20 protein-coding genes and 1 tRNA gene are annotated in these 25,217 nt (G+C 62.6%); 17 read left to right on the top strand and 4 right to left on the bottom strand.

The window, feature by feature from the left end:
• The first annotated feature begins 2 nt into the window (after positions 1-2).
• The 9 genes from J4862_RS05700 (at position 3) to J4862_RS05660 (ending at position 9,343) form a co-directional block, all read left to right on the top strand.
• Positions 3-284 (top strand): DUF1294 domain-containing protein, encoded by a 282-nt coding sequence (locus tag J4862_RS05700; protein ID WP_211788164.1) that lies wholly within the window; start codon positions 3-5, stop codon positions 282-284.
• 498 nt (positions 285-782) lie between these two features.
• Positions 783-1,577, top strand: a complete 795-nt coding sequence (locus tag J4862_RS05695) for a thymidylate synthase (protein ID WP_211788163.1) — start codon at positions 783-785, stop codon at positions 1,575-1,577.
• 26 nt (positions 1,578-1,603) lie between these two features.
• Complete coding sequence (locus tag J4862_RS05690) at positions 1,604-2,107, top strand: dihydrofolate reductase (RefSeq protein ID WP_211788162.1); 504 nt, start codon at positions 1,604-1,606, stop codon at positions 2,105-2,107.
• Between the two features lie 60 nt (positions 2,108-2,167).
• Positions 2,168-3,532 carry a histidine--tRNA ligase gene (gene hisS, locus J4862_RS05685; RefSeq protein ID WP_211788161.1) on the top strand — a complete coding sequence of 455 codons (1,365 nt, stop codon included), beginning with the start codon at positions 2,168-2,170 and terminating at the stop codon, positions 3,530-3,532.
• A gap of 7 nt (positions 3,533-3,539) precedes the next feature.
• Positions 3,540-5,492 (top strand): 1-deoxy-D-xylulose-5-phosphate synthase, encoded by a 1,953-nt coding sequence (gene dxs, locus J4862_RS05680; protein ID WP_211788160.1) that lies wholly within the window; start codon positions 3,540-3,542, stop codon positions 5,490-5,492.
• 2 nt (positions 5,493-5,494) lie between these two features.
• A complete protein-coding gene (trkA, locus tag J4862_RS05675) occupies positions 5,495-6,844 on the top strand; it encodes a Trk system potassium transporter TrkA (RefSeq protein WP_211788159.1) in 1,350 nt (449 codons plus the stop codon).
• 66 nt (positions 6,845-6,910) lie between these two features.
• Positions 6,911-8,320 (top strand): TrkH family potassium uptake protein, encoded by a 1,410-nt coding sequence (locus tag J4862_RS05670; RefSeq protein WP_211789564.1) that lies wholly within the window; start codon positions 6,911-6,913, stop codon positions 8,318-8,320.
• A 414-nt stretch (positions 8,321-8,734) separates the two neighbouring features.
• Positions 8,735-9,187 carry a hypothetical protein gene (locus J4862_RS05665; protein WP_211788158.1) on the top strand — a complete coding sequence of 151 codons (453 nt, stop codon included), beginning with the start codon at positions 8,735-8,737 and terminating at the stop codon, positions 9,185-9,187.
• An 80-nt stretch (positions 9,188-9,267) separates the two neighbouring features.
• Positions 9,268-9,343 (top strand) — tRNA-Gly (locus tag J4862_RS05660).
• A gap of 73 nt (positions 9,344-9,416) precedes the next feature.
• Here the strand turns inward: J4862_RS05660 and J4862_RS05655 are convergent.
• Genes J4862_RS05655 through J4862_RS05640 form a run of 4 tightly spaced genes read right to left on the bottom strand, consistent with a single transcriptional unit; the run spans position 9,417 to position 12,382 of the window.
• On the bottom strand, positions 9,417-10,412 hold the full coding sequence (locus tag J4862_RS05655; RefSeq protein WP_211788157.1) for an alpha/beta hydrolase: 996 nt from the start codon (positions 10,410-10,412) through the stop codon (positions 9,417-9,419).
• Positions 10,413-10,418: 6 nt separating this feature from the next.
• Complete coding sequence (locus tag J4862_RS05650) at positions 10,419-11,195, bottom strand: RNA methyltransferase (RefSeq protein WP_211788156.1); 777 nt, start codon at positions 11,193-11,195, stop codon at positions 10,419-10,421.
• Positions 11,185-11,943: a biotin--[acetyl-CoA-carboxylase] ligase gene (locus tag J4862_RS05645; protein ID WP_211788155.1), complete on the bottom strand. Its 759-nt coding sequence runs from the start codon at positions 11,941-11,943 to the stop codon at positions 11,185-11,187. Before J4862_RS05645 ends, J4862_RS05650 begins: the two co-directional genes overlap by 11 nt.
• Positions 11,944-11,989: 46 nt before the next feature.
• Positions 11,990-12,382 (bottom strand): MmcQ/YjbR family DNA-binding protein, encoded by a 393-nt coding sequence (locus J4862_RS05640; RefSeq protein ID WP_211788154.1) that lies wholly within the window; start codon positions 12,380-12,382, stop codon positions 11,990-11,992.
• Positions 12,383-12,484: 102 nt separating this feature from the next.
• Between J4862_RS05640 and rdgB the strand changes: the two genes are divergently transcribed.
• From rdgB to J4862_RS05600, 8 genes are all read left to right on the top strand, one after another.
• On the top strand, positions 12,485-13,072 hold the full coding sequence (gene rdgB, locus J4862_RS05635) for an RdgB/HAM1 family non-canonical purine NTP pyrophosphatase (RefSeq protein ID WP_211788153.1): 588 nt from the start codon (positions 12,485-12,487) through the stop codon (positions 13,070-13,072).
• A gap of 35 nt (positions 13,073-13,107) precedes the next feature.
• Entirely contained in the window at positions 13,108-13,866 is a 759-nt protein-coding gene (locus J4862_RS05630) for a 1-acyl-sn-glycerol-3-phosphate acyltransferase (protein ID WP_211788152.1), read from the top strand.
• A 170-nt stretch (positions 13,867-14,036) separates the two neighbouring features.
• Positions 14,037-14,648: a DUF4294 domain-containing protein gene (locus J4862_RS05625; protein WP_249107402.1), complete on the top strand. Its 612-nt coding sequence runs from the start codon at positions 14,037-14,039 to the stop codon at positions 14,646-14,648.
• Positions 14,649-14,665: 17 nt separating this feature from the next.
• Positions 14,666-16,771, top strand: a complete 2,106-nt coding sequence (locus J4862_RS05620; protein WP_211788150.1) for a GDSL-type esterase/lipase family protein — start codon at positions 14,666-14,668, stop codon at positions 16,769-16,771.
• Positions 16,771-17,478, top strand: a complete 708-nt coding sequence (locus tag J4862_RS05615; RefSeq protein ID WP_211788149.1) for a hypothetical protein — start codon at positions 16,771-16,773, stop codon at positions 17,476-17,478. Before J4862_RS05620 ends, J4862_RS05615 begins: the two co-directional genes overlap by 1 nt.
• An 89-nt stretch (positions 17,479-17,567) precedes the next feature.
• A complete protein-coding gene (locus J4862_RS05610; protein ID WP_211788148.1) occupies positions 17,568-19,106 on the top strand; it encodes a YifB family Mg chelatase-like AAA ATPase in 1,539 nt (512 codons plus the stop codon).
• 666 nt (positions 19,107-19,772) lie between these two features.
• Complete coding sequence (locus tag J4862_RS05605; protein WP_211788147.1) at positions 19,773-23,045, top strand: SusC/RagA family TonB-linked outer membrane protein; 3,273 nt, start codon at positions 19,773-19,775, stop codon at positions 23,043-23,045.
• A gap of 18 nt (positions 23,046-23,063) precedes the next feature.
• Entirely contained in the window at positions 23,064-24,674 is a 1,611-nt protein-coding gene (locus J4862_RS05600) for a RagB/SusD family nutrient uptake outer membrane protein (protein ID WP_211788146.1), read from the top strand.
• Positions 24,675-25,217: the final 543 nt, after the last annotated feature.

The following is a 25,217-nucleotide window of genomic DNA, read 5'->3' as shown; positions in this document are numbered from 1 at the left end:
CGATGGAGGAATTCTACCGAAGCCTAGCCCTCATGCTGCTCTATGCGCTGGTGGGGCTGCTGACCTTCGTCGTCTACGGAGTAGATAAGGGGCTGGCCAAGCGCGGCGGACGGCGGACGCCGGAGTGGCTGCTGCTGACGCTGGCGGCCCTCGGCGGCAGTACGGGGGCCCTTATGGGGATGGTCGTCTGGCATCACAAGACGGCGCACGCCAAGTTCCGCTACCTCGTCCCGCTCTTCTGGCTGCTGCACAGCTGGCTCTTCTTCGCCTACCTCGTAAACTAGGGGCTGAGGGGAGTAGAGGCGAGCTGAATAGACCGCGGGTGCTACGCAGCACATCACCCAAGCCGCGCGTGCCTATAGGGGGAGGGTCTCTGAGGGATATCCCTCAGAAGGCTGACGGATGTCCCTCACGCGCCTGATGGATATCCCTCAGTACCCCTGACTGATATCCCTCGCCGCGCTGCGACGAAGCTGTCCCCTCGCTGGGCCGAAGTCGTCCCCGCGCTCCCTCTATAGCGCAGACCGTGGTGAAGGCACGCCGTGGCTGCGTGTGGGGCCTCGAGGTGCTGAGCTTAGGCGGCTCCGTGCCCTACCTCGACGAGCCCCTTAGCTCGCTTGTGCGTGCCTCGGATGTCTCATCTGCGAGGAGCTGCAGCGGATGCCTCAGCTAGCGAGAGCGCCCGCTGGCTCGGGGATAGGCGGGCTAAAATGTGTATCTTTGTTCTCATCATGGTGCTAGGACGGACGTCACTACGACCAGCACGAAGATCTACAGAGTAAATGCAGCAATATCTCGATCTACTACGTCATATACAGGCTGTGGGCCACGAGAAGGGCGATCGCACGGGGACGGGTACCCTGAGTACCTTCGGCTACCAGATGCGCTTCGACCTCAGTGAGGGCTTCCCCCTGCTGACGACCAAGAAGCTCCACCTCAAGAGCATCATCTACGAGCTGCTGTGGTTCCTCAAGGGCGATACCAACGTCCGCTATCTGCAGGAGCACGGTGTGCGTATATGGAATGAGTGGGCGGACGAGGCTGGCGAGCTGGGGCCTATCTACGGCTACCAGTGGCGCTCCTGGCCCGACTACAAGGGGGGGCACATCGACCAGATCCGTGAGATCGTCGAGCAGCTGCAGCGCGATCCCGACAGCCGGCGTATGCTGGTCTCGGCGTGGAATGTGGCGCAGCTCGAGGAGATGGCCTTGGCACCCTGCCACTGCCTCATGCAGTTCTACGTCGCCGAGGGGCGCCTGAGCCTGCAGCTCTACCAGCGCAGCGCCGATGTCTTCCTCGGCGTGCCCTTTAATATCGCTTCCTATGCCCTCCTGCTGCTGATGATGGCGCAGGTGACGGGGCTCGAGGCGGGCGACTTCGTCCATACCTTCGGCGATGTCCACATCTACCGCAATCATATGGAGCAGGTAGCCGAGCAGCTCGGTCGTAGCCCGCGTGCGCTGCCGCGGATGCGTCTCAATCCCGAGGTGAAGCGCCTCGAGGACTTCTGCTATGAGGACTTCAGCCTCGAGGGCTACGACCCGCATCCGCACATAGCTGCACCCGTAGCCGTCTAAGTATCCCCTATAGATCATCCACCGATATGCGTACGACACTCGTAGCAGCGCTTGGCCTCGACCGAGCGATAGGCAAGGACGGAGACCTACTGTGGCACTTGCCCGAGGACCTCAAGCGCTTCAAGGCGCTGACCACGGGGCACACCATCATCATGGGGCGCCGTACCTACGAGTCGCTGCCCAAGGGCGCGCTGCCGAATAGGCGCAATGTCGTCATCAGCCGCAGCCTCCCCAGTCTCCCCGACGCCGAGGTCTACCCCTCACTCGCGGCCGCCTACGAGCAGCTGGAGCGTGAGGGTGTCGCTGAGGCCTTCGTCATCGGTGGCGGTGAGCTCTATGCCGCTACGCTACCGCACTGCCAGGCCATGCATCTGACGATCGTGGAGGCTCGCTTCCCCGAGGCCGACACCTTCTTCCCCGAATGGCGCAGCGAGGACTGGGTCGAGCTGAGCCGTACCTCCTATCCCCAAGACGAACGTAATCCATATCCTACCTACGTGCTCCAGCTAGAGCGCAGGGCTGCCGAGTAGCGCCCCCCTTGCTAGGAGCTATCAGACAAGAAGGCCTAGTGAGCTAGGCCGCTGAGTACAATGCAGAAACCAACACTTCCCAAGGGCATGCGCGACTTCGGTCCCGTAGAGATGGCCCGCCGCAACTATATCTTCGACACCATACGCTCCGTCTACGCCCTCTACGGCTATAGGCAGATCGAGACCCCGACGATGGAGCAGCTCTCCACGTTGATGGGCAAGTATGGGGAGGAGGGCGACCGCCTGCTCTTCAAGGTGCTCAACTCGGGCGACGCCCTGCGTGACCTGAGCGATGCTGAGCTGCTGGAGCGTAATGCCCTGCGCTTCGCCAATAAGGTCTGTGAGAAGGGACTTCGCTACGACCTCACCGTACCCTTTGCCCGCTATGTCGTCATGCATCGCGCGCAGCTGACGCTGCCCTTCCGCCGCTATCAGATCCAGCCCGTATGGCGTGCTGACCGCCCGCAGAAGGGGCGCTACCGCGAGTTCTATCAGTGTGATGCCGACGTCATCGGCTCCACCTCGCTGCTCAGTGAGGTTGAGCTGCTGCAGATCATTGATGAGGTCTTCCGTCGCCTCGGGCTGCGCGTACGCATCCTGCTCAACAACCGCAAGGTGCTCGCGGGCATCGCTGAGGTCGCTGGGGTGGGGGACCGCCTCGTGGATGTGACGGTCGCCATCGATAAGCTGGACAAGATCGGGGAGGATAAGGTATTCGACGAGCTGCGTACTAAGGGGCTCGCGGAGGACGCGCTGGAGCGTCTGCGCCCCTTCCTCAAGCTCAGCGGTAGCAACCGGGAGAAGCTCGCCGCCCTTCGCACACTCCTTGCCTCGAGCGCCGAGGGACAGCAGGGTCTGGAGGAGCTGAGCTTCATCCTCGACCATGTTGAGCCGCTGGAGCTCGGGGCTGAGCTCCTGCTGGACCTGAGCCTGGCGCGCGGGCTCTCCTATTATACGGGGGCTATTCTGGAGGTCAAGGCACTGGATGCCGCCATGGGCAGCATCTCGGGCGGAGGTCGCTACGACAACCTCACGGGGATCTTCGGCATGGATGGGCTGAGTGGGGTCGGTATCTCCTTCGGGGCGGATCGTATCTATGACGTGCTGGCCGAGCTGGACCTCTTCCCAGAGGCCGCGAGCCAGGGCACACAGCTCCTCTTTGCGAACTTCGGTGCCGCGGAGGTCAGCTACCTCCTACCCATCATCGCTCGTCTGCGCCGTGCTGGGGTGGCCACCGAGCTCTATCCCGAGGCAGCGAAGATGAAGAAGCAGCTGGGCTACGCCGATAGCCTAGCCATCCCCTATGTCGTGCTGGTCGGCGAGGAGGAGCGTGCCGCAGGCCGCTTCACCGTCAAGGATATGCGCGCTGGCACGCAGCTCCAGCTCTCGGAAGGAGAGCTCTTCGACCGCTTCGCTACTAAGTAGGCAAGGAATGGATACAGAGAGACAAGCACCGCTCGCTGGGGGCACTAAGGGCTATCCGCTGCTCGATACCATCGACAGCCCAGAGGCGCTCCGACGCCTTAGCCCCGAGCAGCTCCCTCAGCTCTGCGCCGAGATACGCCGCTATCTCCTAGAGGCGCTCTCGGTCAATCCCGGGCACCTCGGGGCGAACCTCGGAGTCGTAGAGATCACCGTCGCCCTGCACTACGTCTACGACACGCCTGAGGATAGGATCGTCTGGGACGTAGGGCATCAGGCCTATGTGCACAAGCTGCTGACGGGACGCCGTGAGGCCTTCCACACGCTGCGTACCTGGGGCGGGCTGGCTGGCTTCCCTATCCCTTCCGAGAGTCCCTATGATACCTTCGCTGCGGGGCATGCCTCGAACTCCATCTCCGCCGCGCTGGGGATGGCTGTGGGCGCTGAGCTGCAGCACGACGAGCGCCGTGTCGTCGCCCTCATCGGCGATGGCGCGATGAGCGGAGGCATGGCCTTCGAAGGCCTCAACAACGCCTCCTCCTTCCCCAACAACCTCTTGATCATCCTCAACGATAATAATATGTCCATCGACAAGAACGTCGGTGGGCTCAATCGTCACATGGTCAAGCTGCTCACCAGCCCTGCCTACAACAACGTCCGCTACCAGTCCTACCGCGTGCTGCGCAAGCTGCACCTGGTGGAGGAGCACCAGCGGCAGGGGCTGCTGCGCTTCAATAACCGCCTCAAGGCGCTGCTCTCGGGGCAGTCCAACTTCTTCGACAGCTTCAACATCCGCTACCTCGGGCCCGTCGATGGACATGATGTCGTGGAGCTGGTGCAGATCCTGAGGGACATCAAGGATATGAAGGGCCCCCGTCTACTGCATCTAGCGACGACCAAGGGCAAGGGCTATACGCCTGCCGAACAGGAGCCTACGATATGGCACGCCCCGGGGAAGTTCGACCCTGCCACGGGCGAGCGCCTGAAGTCTAGTTCTACGAGGCCTGAGCCGCCCAAGTTCCAGGACGTCTTCGGCCACACGCTCGTGGAGCTGGCCGAGCGGGATGAGCGCATCGTGGGCGTGACGCCAGCCATGCCTACGGGCTGCTCTATGACCTATATGATGGAGCGCTTCCCCTACCGCTCCTTCGATGTCGGCATTGCCGAGGAGCATGCCGTGACCTTCTCCTCGGGGCTGGCGCACGAGGGCTTCATCCCCGTGTGCAATATCTACTCCACCTTCATGCAGCGCGCCTACGACCAGCTGATCCACGATGTGGCGCTGACGGAGACGCATGTCGTCTTCTGCCTCGACCGCGCGGGGCTGGTGGGTGAGGATGGGGCGACGCACCAGGGGGCCTTTGACCTGGCCTATCTGCGTACCATCCCAGGCATGACGGTCTGCTCGCCCTACGATGAGGTGCAGCTGCGTCAGCTGATGTATTCGGCCTGCTTCGACTGGCAGGGACCGATTGCCATACGCTACCCGCGCGGTGCGGGCTCGGTCGTCGACTGGAGGCAGCCCCTTGCCTCCTACCCCTACGCTCAGGCACGCCGCCTCCGTGGGGGTGGACGTCAGCTCTGCTTCCTCACGCTCGGCCCGATAGGCGTGTCGGTGACGGAGGTCGTCGACAGACTGCGCAGCGAGGGCTACGAAGTCGGGCAGATCGACCTCGTCTTTGCCAAGCCCCTCGATACGGCGTGCCTCGAGGAGGCCTTCGCTGAGAGCGCTGCGCTCATTACGGTCGAGGAAGGCTGCCTCACGGGTGGGGTCGGCTCGGCCGTCCTCCAGCTGGCTATGGAGTCGGGCTACCGGGGGCGGATCAAGACGCTCGGCCTGCCCGATGAGTTCATCGCCCACGGCAGCCCTGCACAGCAGCGTGCCTACTGTGGGCTCGATGCTGAGTCTATCTATCGGGCGGCACGCGAGCTGCTCCCCGACGACCAAGCTAAGACAGAGTAGCCATGAGGATTGTCATAGCAGGCGCTGGTGAGGTAGGGACGCATCTGGCGAAGATGCTCTCCAACGAGGAGCAGAACATCTACCTCATGGACGCCGACGCCAAGAAGCTGGAGCGCGCGGCCCATCACCTCGAGGTGCTCCCCGTCGAGGGAAGCCCCACACTGCTGGAGGATCTCGAGCGCGCACACGTCGAGGGGGCGGATCTCTTCGTCGCGGTGACGCTCGACGAGTCGGCCAATATCATGGCCTCCATGCTCGCCAAGCGCGTCGGGGCCAAGCGCACCATCGCGCGTATCAATAACTACTCCTATCTCGAGAGCGAATATAGCACACTGATGGAGGAGCTCGGCGTCGACTGGCTCATCTATCCCGAGGAGCTGGCTGCCGAGGAGATCGCTGCCATCACCCGCTATCCCTGGGCGCGGCAGTACGTGATGCTCTTCAACGGCGCGCTGGCGCTCATCGGCGTCAAGGTACGTGCGGGGGCGCCCATCGTGGGCAAGCCGCTGCATAGCCTCCGCGAGCTGGAGCCCGGGGCGGAGAAGCACTACCATATCGTAGCCATACAGCGCGACTTCGAGACCATCATCCCTCGGGGCGATACGGAGATACAGCACAATGACCTCGTCTTCTTCACCTGCAGCATTGACCACGTGGACTACGTGCGTCAGCTCTCGGGCAAGCACGCCCCCACCGTCAGGCGTATGGTCATCATGGGCGCCAGCCCTGTGGCGCTGCGCACCATCGCTAAGGTCTCGCCCGACATAGAGATCGCCCTCATCGAGATTGACAAGGAGAAGTGTCTCAAGCTCTCCGAGCAGCTCCCCCCCAACGTAGAGATCTACCACGGCGACGGCCGTGACCCCGAGATCATCAAGGAGGTCAACCTCGAGGACGCGCAGGTCTTCGTCTCCCTGACGGAGAACTCCGAGACCAACGTCCTGGCCTGCCTCGCTGCCAAGCGCTACAAGGTCTACAAGACTGTAGCCAAGGAGGAGAACATCGACTACATCCCGCTGGCCTACCGCCTCGATATCGGGACGCTCATCAATAAGAAGCTCCTGGCGGCAGGCTACATCTACCGTATCCTGCTGGGGCAGGAGACGGGGCAGGTCACCTGCCTCTCGCTCGTGAACAATGCCGAGGTCGTCGAGCTCGTCGCACGACGCGACTCCAAGATCGTCGGCCGACGCATCTCGGAGCTCAAGCTCCCGCCCAACATCACCTTCGGCGGTATGGTACGCAACGGTCAGCCCTGCATGGTCGAGGGCGATACCATCCTCGAGCCCTACGACCACGTCGTCATCTTCTACCACGATATCTCCATCAACGAGCTGCAGCGGCTCTTCTAGGAGTAGACCCTCTATCCCGTGCGCGCTACCATCAACTTCCGCTTCATCAGTCGCATCCTAGGGATGATGTGCTTCGTCGAGGGGGCTATACTCCTCTCGGTGATCCTCATCGCGCTCTACTACCATGAGTCGCTGATGCCCTGGCTGGTGACACTGGCCGCCTTCGTCCTCTGCGGCAGTGGGCTCAGCTACCTGGGGCGTGAGCTGAAGCACAAGATGGCCTCGCGACGCGAGGGCATGCTCACCGTCACCTCCGTCTGGCTGCTGCTGTCGGTGCTGGGGATGCTGCCCTACGCGCTCTCCCATGCGACGAGGCACGGGGTAGTGGATGCCTTCTTTGAGTCGATCTCAGGCTTTACGACCACGGGGACGACTATTCTCTATCAGGTGGAGCACCTGGACAAGAGCCTCCTCTTCTGGCGCAGCCTCACGCAGTGGCAGGGGGGGATGGGGATCGTCGTCTTCACCATCGCGCTGATCCCCGTCTTCGGCGGCGGTGCGAGCCAGATCTACAATGCTGAGACTACGGGTATTACCCACGACCGCTTCCTGCCGCGCATCAGCGACGTAGCGCGCTGGCTGTGGGGCGTGTACCTGCTGGAGACTTCGCTGCTCTTCCTCCTGCTGTGGGTGGGGCCGATGAACTGCTTCGACGCCCTCTGCCACGCCATGACCTGTATCTCTACGGGGGGCTATTCGACGCGCGATGCTGGAGTGGCGGCCTACCACTCGCCCTATACGGAGTACGTGCTGTCGGCCTTCATGTTCGTCGGCAGCCTCAATATCACGCTCGTCTACTTCGCCCTCAAGGGGCAGCCACGGCGCTTGCTGCGTGATGAGGAGTTCCGCTCCTATGCCTTCTTTATCGCGCTGATCACGCTCGTCTTGACGCTGTGGCTGGCGCTGCACTCCGAGTACGGTACGCTGGAGGAGACCTTCCGCTCGGCACTCTTCATGACGACCTCGCTGGGCTCCTCGACGGGCTTCCTGACGCAGGACGTGACGGCCTGGGGCGGCTTTGCCTGGATGCTGGCTCTGCTCCTGATGTTCGTCAACGGCTGTGCTGGCTCCACCTCGGGCGGGCTCAAGATGTCGCGCTTTAGCGTCCTGCTCAAGAATCTGTACAACGAGTTCAAGAAGCAGATCCATCCCCACCTGCTGACGCCCGTGCTGATGAATGGCCGGCAGCTCAGCGTCAGCGTCGTACACCAGATCCTCGCCTTCTGCGTGCTCTATGTGCTCCTGCTCCTCTTCGGCGCACTGGTGCTGCTGGCCGATGGCAATGGCTTCATCTCGAGCCTCAGTCTGGCCTGCTCAGCGATCAGCAATTCAGGCCCTGGGATAGGCGAATTTGCCTTCTCGCTGGGCTCGGCTACGGCGCTGACGAAGTTCACCCTCTGCTTCCTGATGCTCGCGGGACGCCTCGAGGTCTTCACAGTGATCGGCATCCTTACGCCTTACTTCTGGAAGCACTAGGCGCGCCGCCGCTTCCTCCCTTCCCCTTGCCTTATGCTCTAGCGCTGCTGAGGGATATCCCTCGGCCTCCTGACTGACGTCCCTCAGCCTCGTGACCGATAGCTCGCACGTGCCTGACTGGTATCCTTGTCGCCCCGCCCCCATGAGGGGGCGGAGCGGCAGTCTTTATAGCGAGCCTTGCGCTGCCCTCGTCACGGCCCTCTCCCGAGGCAGCTGTCGCTCGGCTTATCCTTGGCTATTTTGTCGTACCTTTATTCTGTCGTAGGGAGCTAAGGCTAAGCTCGGTAAGCGCCAGCAAGCGCTGCCAGCCCTTACCCAGCCTCCCTATGCGCCACGTACATCGCTACTCATTTCTTTGGGCGAAGTAGGTCTTCGCGGCCCTCGCTCTAGGTATCACTTTAATCGATCAAGCTCATGAATTATCGTAAGCTATGTCTCGGCGCTCTAGCGCTCGGCCTCGGTGTCCTCTCTTCCTGTAAGAAGGACGAGCCTCAGACTCCTCCCTCTTGGATTCAGGGGACGGTGTGGGAAAAGTATGAATACTGGCCACAGAAGGGTAATACTAATGGAGTGAAAGGCGAAGGAAGCCATCAGCGCCTTACCTTCTCCTCCGCTGACAGTGCGGACTATGTGAAGCATGAATACGAGGTACTGAAGGGAGATCAGAAGAGGACGCAGAGTAAGACGACGCTCAGACTACACTACAGCCTGCGTGAGGGTAATGAGATAGCCTTCAAGCTCCAGAACCCCAAGGATTCCAAGGAAATCTATTACTTCAGGGGTGTGCTGGAGGAAGAGCAGAAGCTCCTGAAGCTCGTCATCACCGGGAGCGATCCCACGACCGTCTATCTCCAGCGCGTCTACTAGTCGAGGGGCACCCCTTGCAGGATCACAAACTTTGTGCTATCTTTGCAGCGCAAAAGGGCAATGAGCCCTCAGCGCGCTAGGCGGAAGTAGCTCAGTTGGTAGAGCATAACCTTGCCAAGGTTAGGGTCGCGGGTTCGAGTCCCGTCTTCCGCTCCACAGAAAAGCAAGCGCCCCACGATCCGATGATCGTGGGGCGCTTGCTTTATATACCTAAGGCTTCGGCTCGGGTCTACCGAGAGGTCCTACCGCGTGGGGCAGGGAGTAGGGCGCGTACCTCCTCAGCCTGCTGCCGCTTACCCGTTGCCTCGAGCCACTTGGCCGTACTGCGTAGATAGCCTTCGGTAGGGGTGAAGGGGTAGTGTAGGCGTCGGGAGAGCGCTTCGTAACGCTCGGTGATGACGCTGGGGCGTAGCTCGATCTCCCTGCGATCGATGAAGAGCTCGGCGAAGAGACGACGCATGAGGTCTATGTTGCCCCGCACCTGTACGCTCCCGTGATTCTCCTCGGGGTAGTGCGCGATGTAGGTCTCGAGTTGTCTGAAGGCTCCCTCGGCAATCATCCGCTGCAGGGCAGAGATCGTCTGCTGGTGTCGCTGGCGCCCATTGTCCCGCTTCTTCTGCCCTGAGTAGGATAGGTAGAGGATGCGCCCGCCGAAGTCGCGCTGGCGCTGTGCCTCCAGCATGCGCAGGCCTGCATTATCCCCCCACCAGAGGCTCGGGTCGTGGGCGATGTAGGCTCTGAAGAGCTCGGGACGCTCGCAGAGCGCGGTGATCACCGCTAGCCCCCCGAGGGAGTGCCCGACGAGGATGCGATAGTCGCTGCAGCGGTATTTGCTCTGGAGCTGCGGGGTGAGTTCGTCCGCGACAAAGTCCCAGAAGGCTTTGCTCCCCGTGACGAAGTCCCGCTCCCGCTCGCGACTCTCGATGCCGACGACGATGAACTCTGGGACGCTGGGGATGCCCTGAGCCAGCTTCTCCATCAGCGTCGTGAAGTAGCGGAAGTCCGCCCCGGCGTCCAGGAGGTAGACGACAGGGTAGACTTGGGGCTGGAGGCTCGGGTCGTGGTAAGAGGGAGGGAGGTAGATGTCTATGCTGCGTGTCTCGCCTAGGCGCTGTGAGGCCAGGCTAAGACGTTCGCCGAGCACGATGGGGCTCTGCGCCACAGCGATAGGCCCAAGGAGGCAGAGGGCTAGGAGGAGGGTCAGCTGTCTTATGATCCAGTGCATAGTAGTCTAGGGGCGGCGGAGCTCACCGAGGAGGAGGGCGGTGGCGATGGCTACATTGAGCGACTCGGTGTGCGTACTCGCCGCGGGGTAGGGCGGTATCGTCAGCCTGAGGTCGATGTAGGGGGCGAGGTCGGGGTGTATGCCTTGGCCTTCGTTGCCCATGATGAGGAGTGCGGGTTCGGCAGGGCTGGGGAGGGTAGCAGTGTATAGGTTCGTCCCATCGAGATAGGTGCCTAGGCGGCGCCCAGGATAGTCGCGGACGAAGGCCACGCTGTCCTCTACCTTATGAATACGTACGCGAGCCAGTGCGCCCATCGTAGCCTGTACGACCTTCGGGGCAAAGGGATCGGCCGTGCCAGAGGCGAGGTAGATATGCTCTATGCCGAACCAGTCCGCCGTCCTGAGGATCGTCCCCAGGTTGCCCGGATCCTGCACGCGGTCGAGGAAGAGGCAGAGGCCGTCGGGCTCCTCAGGGGCACTGGGCTGGGGGAGGCGAAGGACGGCGAGCTGTGACTGCGGCTGCTTGAGCCCGCTGATGCGCGTCCAGTCGAAGCTGTCGGGGACGAGCTCGATCCGCTGCGGGGCTGTGCCCTGAGGTAGGCGCCTGAGGAGTGGCTCGAGCTCGGGGTAGCGGCGCTCGGGCAGGACGAGGAGCTCGCAGGTGAAGTGCCCCAGGAGCTCCTCGGTGAGCTTGAGCCCCTCGGCGACGAAGCAGCCTTCGGCGGCACGAGCCTTACGCTCCTGCAGCGCCTTGATGCGCTTCTGATCGGCCTTACTCAGCATCGAAGCGTACTTCCTTGAAGGCGTAGGCACGCTCCCAGCCATCCTCACGCTGGAGGACGAGGCGACCTTCGGGGCTGACGTCCTTGATCTGTGCGCGGAACTGTCCCTGCACGTCGGTGAAGAGGTGGAAGCCCTCGCGGCGGTAGAGCTGACGCATGAAGGTGCGGTGCACGTCAGCGTAGTGGCCGAGGAGGAAGTCGGGTAGCAGCGGCGCGATCTGATCATGCAGGCGGATGAGGATCTCCATCGGCAGGAGGCTGTGCCCCGTGATCATGCGGAGTGATATGGCGAAGGGGAGCTCGGGTGGGAAGCTCTCGTCATTGACGTTCATTCCGATGCCGACGACCGAGTAGTCCACGCGCTGACCCGTCAGGCTGTGCTCGATGAGGATGCCGGCGAGCTTGCGGTCGCCCCAGTAGATGTCGTTGGGCCACTTGATGGACAGCTGCTTGCGCTGCTCCTCGGTCATGAAGGAGGCGAAGGTGCGGCTGACGGCTACGGCGATGAGCTCAGAGACGGCGAACTGATCACGTCCCTGCAGCATGTCCGAGCGCAGGAGCAGTGAGCAGGTGACGCTGTCGCCCTGACGGGAGACCCAGCTATTGCCGCGCATCCCTCGGCCTGCCGTCTGCTGACGGCCGACGACGGTGTGCAGCTGGGGGAGCCTACGCCCCGAGGCGATCTGCTCCATGAGGTAGGTATTGGTGCTATCGACCTGGTCGATGAACTCTAGGAGTGAGGTGTCCATAGTGATGCTGGTGCTTAGAAGTGGGGTGGGTGGGGTGCCAGATAGGCTAGAGTAGGGGGCTGTCGAGCTCCTCGTCCCAGGGGAGCGGAGGCAGCTGAGCGCGCTGGCTGCGGGAGAGGCCCGCCACGACGCGCCGATAGGAGTGACGCAGGAGATGTAGAATGACGGCCGAGGGGAGGCCTCGGTCGAGGTAGACGCTATTCCAATGCTGGCGGTTGAGGTGGCTGCGTGCTGGGGTGATGGCCTCGTAGTGGGCACGTAGCTGCAGGGCATACTCAGGCTCGCACTTGAGGTAGGCATCGAGGTCATCGCCTCTGAGGGAGACGAAGGCGAAGCACTTCCCCGCTACCTTGAGCGTCAGGACATCGTCCCCGAAGGGCATCTCCTCCTCTGCTCGAGGTAGCGCTAGACAGGCCTCGCGGAAGCGCTCTATATCCATCTGTAAGCTATTTATCCTTATTTTTGCCTAAGTAAGCTGAGGCCTTGCAGCACCTTAGGTGGTGCCTGTGAGTGCGCTCAGGGACATGACTCAAGCAAATGTATGAAAAAACTAGTATTCGCCAGTAATAACCCCCACAAGCTCGAGGAGATACGCGCCATCCTCTCCGGGCAAGTTGAGGTCATCAGTCTCGCCGAGCTGGGCTGCCATGACGACATCGCCGAGACGGCCGATAGCCTCGAGGGCAACGCCCTGATCAAGGCACGCTACATCTGGGAGCATTACGGCTGCCATTGCTTCGCCGATGATACGGGCCTCGAGGTAGCGGCGCTGGACGGAGCCCCTGGGGTGCGCTCGGCACGCTTTGCTGGCGATGCGGCCAGCTCAGAGGATAATGTCTCCCTGCTGCTGGAGCGCCTGGGTGGCGTAGCGAGTCCCCGTCGTGCTCGCTTCCGCACCGTCATCGCGCTGATCGATGGCTACGGGACGCACTTCTTCGAGGGGACGGTCGAGGGCGAGATCCTCACCGAGCGTCGCGGGACGCATGGCTTCGGCTACGACCCCGTCTTCCGCCCCGAGGGGAGTGAGCGGAGCTTCGCCGAGCTCAGCGAGGCCGAGAAGAACGCTCTGAGCCACCGAGGCCGCGCCGTAGCACGCCTAGCCAGCTACCTCCGTGCTCTGAAGGACTGAGCTCACTGATCCCCCTACTATACTAGCTCTAGACTATGCACCTACACACCCTCCTACGCCCGCTTTACCTCCTTTACTTCGTCTGCATCGGCGGCCCACTCCTCGTCCTGGCGACGATCCTGTGCTGCCTGGTCGTCATCCTCTCTGGGCTCCTCGGCGCTCCTGCCTCCTTCATCAGCTGGGCCACGAGTATCTGGTCACGCGTCTGCCTGGCCGTGAGCCTCTGTCCTGTCGAGCTGCGTGGACGCGAGCACCTACCTAGCCCCGACGCGCCCTGTGTCGTCGTGGCCAATCATCAGAGCTCCTACGACATCTTCGCCCTCAATGGGCATATCGGCATCCCCTTCAAGTGGGTGCTGAAGGCCGAGCTGCGCAAGATGCCCTTCGTGGGTAAGGCCTGCGCTGCGGCGCACTACATCTTCGTCGACGAGACGAAGCCCTCCTCCATCGTCCACACGCTGGAGGATGCCAAGCGCGTGCTCGCTACGGGCAATTCCATCTTCATCTTCCCCGAAGGCAGCCGCACCGAGACGGGGCGCATGACACGCTTCAAGAAGGGAGGCTTCGTCATAGCCTCGGAGCTGGATGTGCCCATTCTGCCCGTCAGCATCGACGGCGCCTACGACGTCCTGCCGCGTGGGCACTACCTTCCCTCCCCGCACAAGATCATCCTCACGATCCACCCCGCCTTCCGCATGAGCGAGCTGGCCGAGCCCCCCGCACATATCGCGGCCTCGGCACGCCACGCGCAGCAGACCATCGCCTCGGTGCTCCCTCGCGAGCGCAAGGACTAGCCCTAGGCCCTCCCCGCACGGGGCTGCTGGCTCGCCTCAGGTGAGGCCTGGACCCAATAAAAGGCCTGTCGCGCGCGTTAGCTAGACGAGGCGGGACGGCTTCGAGGAGCTACTCCGAGCCGCCGCTCCGCCCTTCGTGCTAGATGATCTACTTAGGCTCCTGCTTTACTATGACACGTCCCCGATTCGCTCCCCGCCCTTGCCTCCTCCTCGTGGTACTGCTGTGCTGTGGGCTCGCTCCGCTGGTGGCGCAGACGCCTCTGCCGCGGCAGGCCATCGTGCGTACGGTCAATGACAGCCTCGTGGAGGTAGATCTACCCGATGTCAACGTCTTCGCGCGGCACCGTGTACGCCCGCTGAGCCTGGCCGAGCGGCGTGAGCTGTGGCACCGTATCCGTGATGTCAAGAAGACGATGCCCTATGCCAAGTACGTCGCCGCGACCATCATCGAGACCTACGAATACATGCAGACGCTGCCCGAGAAGCAGCAGGAGGCGCACCTCAAGCTCGTGGAGAAGGAGCTGCGCCGCGATATGGAGCCCAAGATGCGCGACCTGACGCTCCGGCAGGGACAGCTCCTGATCAAGCTCATCCACCGCCAGTGCGGCATGACGGGCTACGAGCTCGTGAAGGCCTTCCTCGGGGGCTTCCGCGCCTGGACCTGGCAGGTCTTCTCTCGCGTGATGGGCGCTAGCCTCAAGGCCCCTTACGACCCCGAGCACAACCCCGATGATGCCGTCACCGAGCGCATCGTACAGCTCTACGAGCGCCACCTCCTATGACCTCCCTACTATAGAATATGAAGCAAGCACTACGTCCCCTTCTCCTCGTGCTCGCCCTCTCGGGGCTCTCCCTCACGGGGCAGGCCGCCAGGCACAAAGGTAAGCCCCTACGCGTAGCCTGTATAGGTAATAGCATCACCTACGGCTACCTATTGCCTGATAGAGAGCAGCAAGCCTACCCCGCGCTCCTGCAGCGCATGCTGGGAGAGCGCTACGAGGTGGGCAACTTCGGTAAGTCTGGGGCGACGCTGCTGGAGCGCGGCCACCGTCCCTACGTCCAGCAGGAGGAGTATCGGCAGGCGCTGGCCTATAAGGCCGACATCGCCGTCATCCACCTCGGGGTCAACGATACCGACCCGCGCAACTGGCCCAACTACCGTGACGAGTTCGTCCCCAACTACCGCCACCTCATCGACACCCTGCGCACGATCAATCCCAAGGTGCGCATCCTCATCGCCCGCACCACGCCCATAGGGGCGGAGCACCCACGCTTTGAGTCGGGCACGCGGGACTGGCAGACCCAGATTCAGCACGCCATCGACCAGGTGGCACGCGGGGCGGGCGTCCAGCTTATCGACCTGCACGAGCCCCTCTATCCCTATCCCCATTACCTCCCCGACGCTATCCATCCCGACCCTGCGGGAGCGGTGATCCTAGCGCAGACGGTCTACGGCGCCATCACGGGCGACTACGGCGGCCTGCAGCTGCCCGCTGTCTATACCGATGGGATGGTACTGCAGCGCGATCGTCCCCTCACGCTGCGTGGCCGTGCTAATGCCGGCGAAGAGGTGCGCGTGAGCCTCAAGGGGCAGCGCTTCACCACCCGCGCCACTGACGATGGCCGCTGGACGCTCCAGCTGCCGCCCCATGCTGCAGGCGGGCCCTACAGACTGGATATTGCGACCAAGACCAAGGCCCTCGCCCTACGCGATGTATACTTCGGCGAGGTGTGGCTCTGCTCGGGGCAGTCCAATATGGCGATGATGCTCCGCGAGACCGACACGCGCCAGCAGGCTGCCTCGGCCTCCGACAGCCTCCTACGTATCTATGATATGAAGCCCGCGCACGCTACCGACCCCGTGAGCTGGCCCGTGAGCTTCCTTGACTCGCTGAACCGCCTGGAGTACTACCTGCCTGCCCGCTGGCAGCGCACGACACCTGAGACGGCTGCCTCCCTCTCGGCCGTGGCCTACCACTTTGCCCGCGAGCTACGCGACAGCCTCAGGGTCCCCGTCGGCATCATCGTCAACGCCGTCGGAGGGGCGCCCACGGAGGCGTGGATCGACCGCGCGAGCCTCGAGGAGGAGCTCCCTGGGCTGCTGCGTCGCTGGCGGAGCAATGACTTCATCATGCCCTGGGTGCGGCAGCGTGCCTCGGAGAATGTCAAGCTGAAGGATAGCCCGCTGACGCGTCACCCCTATGCGCCGCACTACCTCTTCGATACGGGCATCCGTCCGCTGGAGCACTATGCGCTGCGCGGCGTCCTCTGGTATCAGGGCGAGTCGAACGCCCACAACATCGAGGTGCACGAGCGTCTCTTTCCCCTGCTGGTCAAGAGCTGGCGCAGCTACTTCGGTGCGCCCCTGCCCTTCTACTACGTGCAGCTCAGCTCCATCAACCGCCCCTCCTGGCCGCACTTCCGCGACAGCCAGCGCCGCATGCAGCGCCCCTCCGAGGGCCTTGAGATGATCGTCTCCAGCGACCATGGCGACCCTAAGGATGTCCATCCACGACAGAAGCAGCCGCTAGGGCATCGCCTGGCGCTGCTGGCTCTCTATAATGACTACGGCTACCGCAGCCTCGAGGCGCGCAGCCCCGAGGTGGCGCGCATCACGCGTCAGGGCGGTGAGCTCTTCCTGAGCTTCGTCCATACGAGCGCTCTGAGGACCTCGGACGGACAGCCGATACGAGGCTTCGAGCTCCTCACGGAGGATGGGCTCGTCTATCCCGTCGAGGCTCGAGTGCAGGGGGCTGAGCTGCGGCTGACCGTCCCCACGCAGCTGCAGGGCGGCTGCCTCACGGTACGCTACGCCTGGCGCCCCTATACCGATGCCAATCTCGTAGGCCGTACGGGGCTCCCCGTCTCGACCTTCTCCCTCAGCGAAGACTATGTGCGTCCCTAATGACAAGTTGTACTCCGATGAAGAAGCTCCTTAGCCGCAGCCTCGGCGCCCTCGCTTTGCTCGTCCTCGCTAGTGCCTGCCGCTCCTCCTCCCTCCCCGAGCTCGAGACCAAGCTCGAGCGGCAGGGGTCAAGCGATACGCTGGCGCTCGTGACCTACATCGGCCAGCCGCAGTACACGGATAGCCTCCTGCACTACGACGCGGCGCTTAGCCTCAGCCCCGACACCAGCCGCTACCACGCCGTGCTCATCAGCCATGCGGGTGGACAGCGCCTGCGCTACTACGAGCTGCGTGGAGGGCGCTGGCAGGAGCAGGAGCCGCCTCTAGCGGGTGTCCAGCTCAGCCCCACGGCGGCGCTGCCTTTCTCAGGGCGCGACATCGAGGGGCGCGAGCGTAGCCTCTCCGAGCTCTATGCGCGCCATCCGCTGGTGCTGGTCTTCGCCTCGCCCGAGGGCGGGGTGATCCTCACGGCTACCGAGCAGCGTCGTCTGCGTGCTGCTGCGCGCCCTGATAGCCTCGGCTTCGTCTTCCTCCTGCCTACGCCCTCCGCACGCGAGGCACGCCAGCAGCTGCGCCGCGATAGCCTCGAGGGCATCGCCTTCTGCGACAGCCTGGGGCTGGTCACTGAGCTACGCCGCAGCTACGGCTTGACGGGGACCGCCGCCACCCGCCTCTTCCACATCGACACACTAGGTAAGGTCAAGTAGCCCTCGGGCACTTGACCTTAGCTTTTTTCCTCCCTAGCTCTAGGGGCAGCGCCCAGGTGGTGCCGCTCCGCCTATACCTTATATATACCATGCTCGTACGCACCTTTGCCGCCGCCCTGCAGAGTATCCAGGCGCGGACGGTGACGATCGAAGTCAACTGTACGCCCGGCTGCTACTTTCAGCTCGTCGGGCTTCCCGATGCCGCCATCAAGGAGAGTCAAGACCGCATCATCTCCGCTATCGAGTCCAGCGGCTACAAGTTCCCCGGCAAGCGCCTCGTGATCAACATGAGCCCTGCCGACCTCCGGAAGGAGGGCTCGGCCTATGATCTGCCGCTAGCCCTCGGCATCCTCGCTGCCGATGGGCAGATCCCCGCGGAGGCCCTCGAGCGCTACATGATCATGGGCGAACTGTCGCTGGACGGATCGCTCCGCCCGATCCGCGGGGCGCTGCCCATAGCCATACAGGCGCGTGCAGAGCACTTCGAGGGCTTCATCCTCCCCGAGGATAATGCGCGCGAGGCCGCGGTGGTCAATCAGCTCAAGGTCTATGGCGCCCCCACGCTCCGCTCTGTCATCGATATGCTCACGGGGCAGGCGGAGCTCCCCGAGGTAGAGGTCGATACGCGTCGTACCTTCTACGAGGCACGAGAGGAGCTGACGCTGGACTTCGCCGAGGTGCGGGGGCAGGAGCGGGTCAAGCGCGCCCTCGAGGTCGCCGCCGCTGGGGGGCACAACATCCTGATGATAGGTGCCCCAGGGAGCGGCAAGTCGATGATGGCCAAGCGCCTACCGAGCATCCTGCCGCCCTTCACCCTCGGCGAGTCCCTCGAGACGACGAAGATCTACTCCGTCTCGGGGAAGCTAGGGCGTGATGTGACGCTGATGACGACGCGCCCCTTCCGCGCGCCGCATCACTCCATCTCGCCCGTGGCGCTGGTGGGGGGCGGTGCCAGCCCGCAGCCGGGCGAGATCAGCCTGGCGCATAATGGGGTGCTCTTCCTGGACGAGCTGCCCGAGTTCAGCCGCAGCGTGCTGGAGGTCATGCGCCAGCCGCTGGAGGAGCGGCAGGTGACGGTGGCACGAGCGCGCTACTCGGTGGACTACCCCGCGGGCTTCATGCTCGTGGCGGCGATGAATCCCTGCCCCTGCGGCTACTACAATCACCCCACACGGCACTGCGAGTGCACGCCGCAGCAGGTGCAGCACTATCTGGGCAAGGTCTCAGGCCCGCTGCTGGACCGCATAGACCTGCAGGTGGAGATAGCTCCCGTACCCTTCGAGAAGCTCTCCGCCACGGAGCCCGGGGAGGCGAGTGCCGCCATCCGAGAGCGGGTGCTGCGGGCGCGCGAGCTGCAGACCCAGCGCTTCGCAGATTGCCCTGGGGTGCACTGCAACGCTCAGATGACGGCGGCGCTGACGCAGCGCCTGGCGCGTCCCGATGCCGAGGGGCTGGAGCGGCTGCGTGTCGCTATGGAGCGCCTCGACCTCTCGGCCCGCGCCTACGACCGCATCCTCAAGGTGGCGCGCACCATCGCCGACCTCGCGGGTGAGGAGACCATAGGCAAGGAGCACATCAGCGAGGCCATCAGCTACCGCAAGCTCGACCGCAGCAGCTGGGGACGCTAGCCATCAGGCGCTTGCTGGGGGCGGGCCGCCCTTGCTCCAGTCCGCTCCCCTTGCCCCGCTTGCCCGCTTACCTCCCTGAGCCCGATCACTCAGGCAGCTGACCCATACCCCTCAGCCTCCCGACTGCTATCCCTCACGGCGCTGACTGACGTTCCTCAGAGCGCTGACTGCTATCCCTAGAGACAGCCCCCCTTGGCATCCACTGCGCTGCCCTCGGGGGGGCTGTCTTTTTGCTTAGGGTGGGGGAGGAGCGGCTCCAGGGTGGCTGATTTCGGGGAGAATTTGGCAAAAAGACGCCTTTCCCTAGGCTCGGATAAAAGTTATTTGTCCTCCTCAGCGCGGTCCTGACGGGTGGGGAAGCGGCGCTGAGTGTAGCGTATTGTCACATTTTGCTCCCGTAGCGGCTTCGGTAAATAATTATGTATGTCTTTCTAATATATTTGCTTAAATAGAGCTTGCATTCTATGGGAGGAGTGTGTACTTTTGCTACGAACAAAGGAAAGACTAGGCTACCGAGACGCCGTAGCACGGATAGGAAGATACCACACGAGAGAGGGACGGCGCAGCACGACACGAGACGGATCAACACAAGAGTTCGCTAGCGGCATATCAGGATGCCCACTAGGACAAGGAAACACTATCGATCACTTCAAATACACGCGTCTTATGAGAAGAAGTTTACTCACTCTCCTGGCCTTGCTCCTCTTCACAGGAGCCAGCTGGGCGCAGAAGAAGCAGATCACCGTCACAGGGGTGGTCATCGCCTCCAACGACAAGGAGCCCATCATCGCGGCCAGTGTCGTATGTGCTGAATTCCCCTCCACAGGGGTGCTCACCGATATCCAAGGGCGCTTTACCCTCAAGCTGCCCGAGCAAGCCAAGACGCTGACGATCAGCAGTATTGGCTACCTCACGCAGAAGGTGCCCCTCACGGGTAAGCCGCTGAAGGTCATCCTGAAGGCCGAGGAGCGCGTCACGGACGACGTCGTCATCGTCGCCTACGGGACGCAGAAGCGTCAGAGCCTGGTCGGGGCACAGGCCTCGCTCGGGGCCAAGCAGCTGGAGTCCCGCCCCGTGGCCAACATCACCACGACGCTGGCGGGGGTTGCCCCAGGGCTGCAGGTCGTCTCGTCCTCGGGGCAGCCTGGCTCGGGAGCGGATATCCGCATCCGCGGCTTCGGCTCGATCAATGCCTCCTCTGCTCCGCTCTATGTCGTCGACGGTGCTATCTATAATGGTAGCCTCTCCGACTTCCCTGCCTCCGATATCCTCAACGTAGCTATCCTCAAGGACGCTGCCTCTACCGCCCTCTACGGCTCGAGCGCAGGGAATGGGGTCATCCTCGTCACCACGCGCCGCGGCGCGAGCGGCGCGAGCAAGGGCGAGCCCAGCTTCAGCTTCTCGATGAGCCAGGGCTTCACCCAGCGCGGGATCCCCAGCTACGACCGTATCGGCGCCATGGACTACTACAAGGTGCACTGGCAGCAGTGGTACAATGACTACCGCCTCAACTACCGCAAGCCTGCAGGCATGAGCGATGCCGACTGGGATACGTCGATTAAGCAGCAGGCTGCCATCGATGTCTACAATGACCTCAAGTACAACCCCTACGCAGGGATCAAGCGCTACTACACGCCTGACGCCTCTGGGGAATACCAGCTGGGGACTACCTACGACCCCAAGAAAGGCTCTATACCCGCTGTCATGCTCCCCGACGGGACGATGAACCCCGAGATCACGGGCCTCAAGTGGGGCGATGACCTCGACTGGGATAATGCCCTCTTCGGCCACGGACACCGCCAGGAGTACAGCGTCAGCGGGGGGCTCAATACCGAGAAGATGCGCTCCTTCCTCTCGCTCGGCTACCTCGATGAGACGGGCTTCCTGAAGAATACCAACTTCCGCCGCTACTCGGGGCGTGTCAACCTCAGCTACGACCTGCGCCGCTACCTCACCCTCGGGGGGAGCCTCTCCTTCACCCGTAGCGAGCAGGATGCTCCCGGGACGCTGGGGGCCTACTCCTCCAATATGCCCTCCTTCGTCAACGGCATCGCCCCCATCTACCCCATGCACCTGCGTGATCGGCATACGGGCGAGCTGATCCTCGATGAGAACGGCCGCCCGCAGTGGGACCACAGCGAGGATCGTCCGTACCTAGGAAGGTTCAACGCCCTCGAGACCGCACAGCGTGACCTCCGTACGACGCGCAAGGATGTCGTCACCACCCGTACCACCGTCGACATCAAGCCTATGGATGGGCTCAAGCTGCAGCTCAACCTCTCCTACGACGTCAATAACGAGAAGGCCATCCACCGCTATAACCACATCATGGGTGACCAGTCGTCCAATAGGGGGCTGCTCAACTACGACCAGATACGCCTGACGACGATGACCTTCAACCAGCTCCTCTCCTGGGACAAGGACTACGGCAAGCACAGCCTCAGCGCGCTGCTCGGGCATGAGAGCTACAGCTACGACTACGACTACCTCCATGGGGCGAAGAAGGGACTGAAGTTCCTCGTCATCGACCAGCTGTCCAACTATACCAAGGTCTCTGGCCTCACCTCTGACCTCACACGCTACCGCAAGGAGGGCTACTTCGCTCGTCTCAACTACACCTACGACCAGCGCTACAACTTCTCTGGCTCCTTCCGCCGCGATGGCTCCTCACGCTTCGCTCCCGATGCCCGCTGGGGGAACTTCTGGTCACTGGGTGCGGGCTGGATCCTCTCCAAGGAATCCTTCCTCCAGCGCTACGACTGGATCAATGAGCTGAAGCTACGTGCCTCCATCGGGGGGACGGGGAATGACGGCCTCCTCGACTCGGAGGGCCACTCGGTCTACTACCCCTATCAGACGCTCTACAGTATGTCCAACGAGAACGACCAGCAGCCTGGCCTACGTATGGCAGTACTGGGGAATCCTAGCCTCGTCTGGGAGTCGCAGATGAATACCGATATCGCCCTGGAGTTCGTCCTCCTGCGCAGTCGCCTCAAGGGGACGATCGAGTTCTTCAACAAGGAGTCGCGCAATCTGCTCTTCGCCTACTCACTGCCCGCCTCCTCAGGGATGGGCTCGCAGGATCGCAATATCGGTAAGGTGCGCAACTATGGGCTGGAGCTCGAGCTGCACGGCACCCTGCTCCGCACCAAGGACTTCGAGTGGAGTCTCGGGGCTAATGCTACCTTCCTGACCAATCGTATCGTCCGTCTGCCTGATGCCAACCGCAAGGACGGGATCGAGCTCAAGTACACCAAGTATGTCGAGGGGGGGAGCATCTACGACTTCTACCTCAACGAGTACCTCGGGGTAGACCCTGCCGATGGCCGCCCAATGTTCCGCCTCGACAAGGAGCGCTACCCTGATCAGAAGGGGCTCAACGATACGGACAAGGCTACCTATACCAAGGATGGGAACTTCGCCCGCCGTCACTTCTGCGGCAGCTCGATCCCCGACGTCACAGGGGGCTTCTCTACGAACCTGACCTGGCGCCGTCTCTCCCTCGGCATCAACTTCGCCTATCAGCTCGGGGGTAAGACCTACGACAAGGTCTACGCTGATCTGATGTCCCGCAGCCTCAATGGAGGACGTGCCAAGCACGCCGATCTCCTGAAGGCGTGGAAGAACCCTGGTGACGTCACTGATGTCCCCGCCCTCACGGCCTCGGGGAAGGACTACTCCACGCTGCAGTCCGACCGCTTCCTCATCTCTAGCTCCGCTCTGGCGCTGAAGAACATCGCGCTGAACTACAACATCGAGGACAAGATCGTCAAGAAGCTCGGGCTCAAGGGTGCCGCCATAGGCGTCATGGCCGAGAACCTCTTCGTCCTCTCGGCACGCCGAGGGATGAACCCGATGCAGAGCTACTCTGGGGTGATCTCTGTAGCAGGCTACGCCCAGCCACGCACCTTCTCTACGTCGCTCAAGGTAAGTTTCTAACTCCTCATCGCTACGACAATGAAACTCACGAAGTATATACTCCTAGGCGGCCTCGGGCTCCTCTCGCTGGCCTCCTGCAAGAAGGACTTCCTCAACGTCACGCCGACCGCGAACCTCAGTAATAAGGATGCCGAGGCTACCGAGCCTGGCATCGTGGGGCTCGTCAACGGGCTGCATAACATGATGTACAACTACAACTTCGAGCAGGTCTTCTCCTACGGCTTCCCCTCGATGAATGTACAGCTGGATATGCTGGGGGACGATGGTATCAATACCAAGCCCGCCTACCACATGGCGACCTACCGCTGGCAGGATCACCGCGATCGTACCGACAATGACAAGAGCCTCACCTACAAGGCTTGGGACGGCTACTACACGCTGATCCTGCACGCCAATAAGGCGATCGCGGGCTACCGCACCATCCTGCCCGAGGAGGAGCGTAAGCACGTGGCCACACGCTACGCCTATGGCGAGGCCCTGGCCATCCGCGCCTACGCCTACCACCAGCTGGTGCAGCTCTTTGCCAAGCGCTACCGTGCGGCTACCGCTGCCACCGACCTCGGGGTCATCCTCAGGACGGATAAGGATCAGTCCAAGCAGTTCGAGCCGATGGCGCGCTCCACGGTCGCTGAGACCTACAAGCAGATCGAGGAGGACCTCAAGGAGTCCCTCGACGTGCTCAAGGGGCTGGAGCAGGCCACCGACCGCAACCACCTGCGCTACTCCACCGTCTGCGGTATTGCAGCGCGTGTAGCCCTGTGCAAAGAGGACTGGGCTGCAGCGGAGGACTACGCTACGCAGGCGATCCAGCAGTCCAACTCCCGCCTGGCGAAGGGAGAGGAGCTCATCGACGGCTTCAACAACTACAAGGCACCCGAGTGGATGTGGGGCTATCACCAGAGCGATACTCAGGATTTAGGCTGGGGGAGCTTCTCCGTAGCCTACTCCTATAATGTCGCTGGACACAACAAGTCCCTGCGCTACGCCATCAACCGTGACATCTACGATCAGCTCGGCTCGGGCGACGTACGCCGCAAGTGGTGGGTCTGCCTCGACCGGGGCGACGAGGTGCCCAAGGATGCCTACAGCGTCTACTTCGCGATGAACGGTGATGTGCCTCAGTGGGAGATCACGGGGCAGTGCATCAAGTTCCGCTCCAAGGCTCAGGGCTCTACCTTCATGGACCTGGTGATGATGCGTGTGGCTGAGATGTACTACATCAAGGCCGAGGCTGAGGCGCGTCAGGGCAAGGAGGCCGCTGCACGCCAGACGCTCCTCGACATCGTCAGTACGCGTGATGCCGCCTTCACCCTACCTACCGAGTCGGGGGATGCGCTGATCGACAAGATCTTCGCCCACAAGCGTATCGACCTCTACATGGAGGGCGTCCGCTTCCTCGACCTCAAGCGTCTGGCGAAGGCCTTCGACCGCAGCAAGGCCTCCAACTTCACCATCCTGCTCAACTATCAGGGCCTCGGTGGAGGTAAGAACGCCTACACTGTGGGGCTGAACCGCAATACGGGCAACCTCGCCAAGGAGATCCCGACCACGGCGGACGACAACCGCTGGCAGTTCGTCATCCCCTACCAAGAACTCAAGGGGAACAAGCTCTGCCAGGACAACCCCTAGCCGCATAAGATCCTAGAGCATATTGATCTTAATTAGTTAGTACAATCCGTAGAAGCCTCTTGCCCGGGTAGGGTAGGGGGCTTCGCCCTTTCCAGGGGATCGGTGGCGCGCTCCTTTTTGAGGGGGATTGCTGGCGCTACTCCTTATATATATGTATAGCCTCCCCGTGGTGCTGCCCCTCTCCCCCCACACACATACTCTCTCTCTTGCACGTCCCGCCTCCTCTGCCCCGCCTCCTCCACTGCAGCTATTGCGCGGCTTGGGTAGCCGCGCTTACCTCATATATAGGTATAGCCTCCCCGTGGGGCTGCCCCTCATGCGCGCTCGCCACCCCGCCTCCTTTGGCACGGCTATTGCTTGGCTTGGGTAGCTACAGCTGTCTAGGGTAGCACTCAGGTAGCGCGCTCTGCGCCTTGGTCACTGCCTAGCCCCAGCTGAGCGCCCAGCCCCCTCGAGCCAGCGCCCGCGAGCTGGGCGCGGCTCGGGTAGGATAGGGGTAGGATTGTGCTGGGGGCGGGCTTGGGAGGAGGCCCTACCTATTTA

The organism is Porphyromonas sp. oral taxon 275 (assembly GCF_018127745.1).
Taxonomy (GTDB): Bacteria; Bacteroidota; Bacteroidia; order Bacteroidales; family Porphyromonadaceae; genus Porphyromonas.
This window is presented reverse-complemented; position numbering and strand designations above follow the sequence as displayed.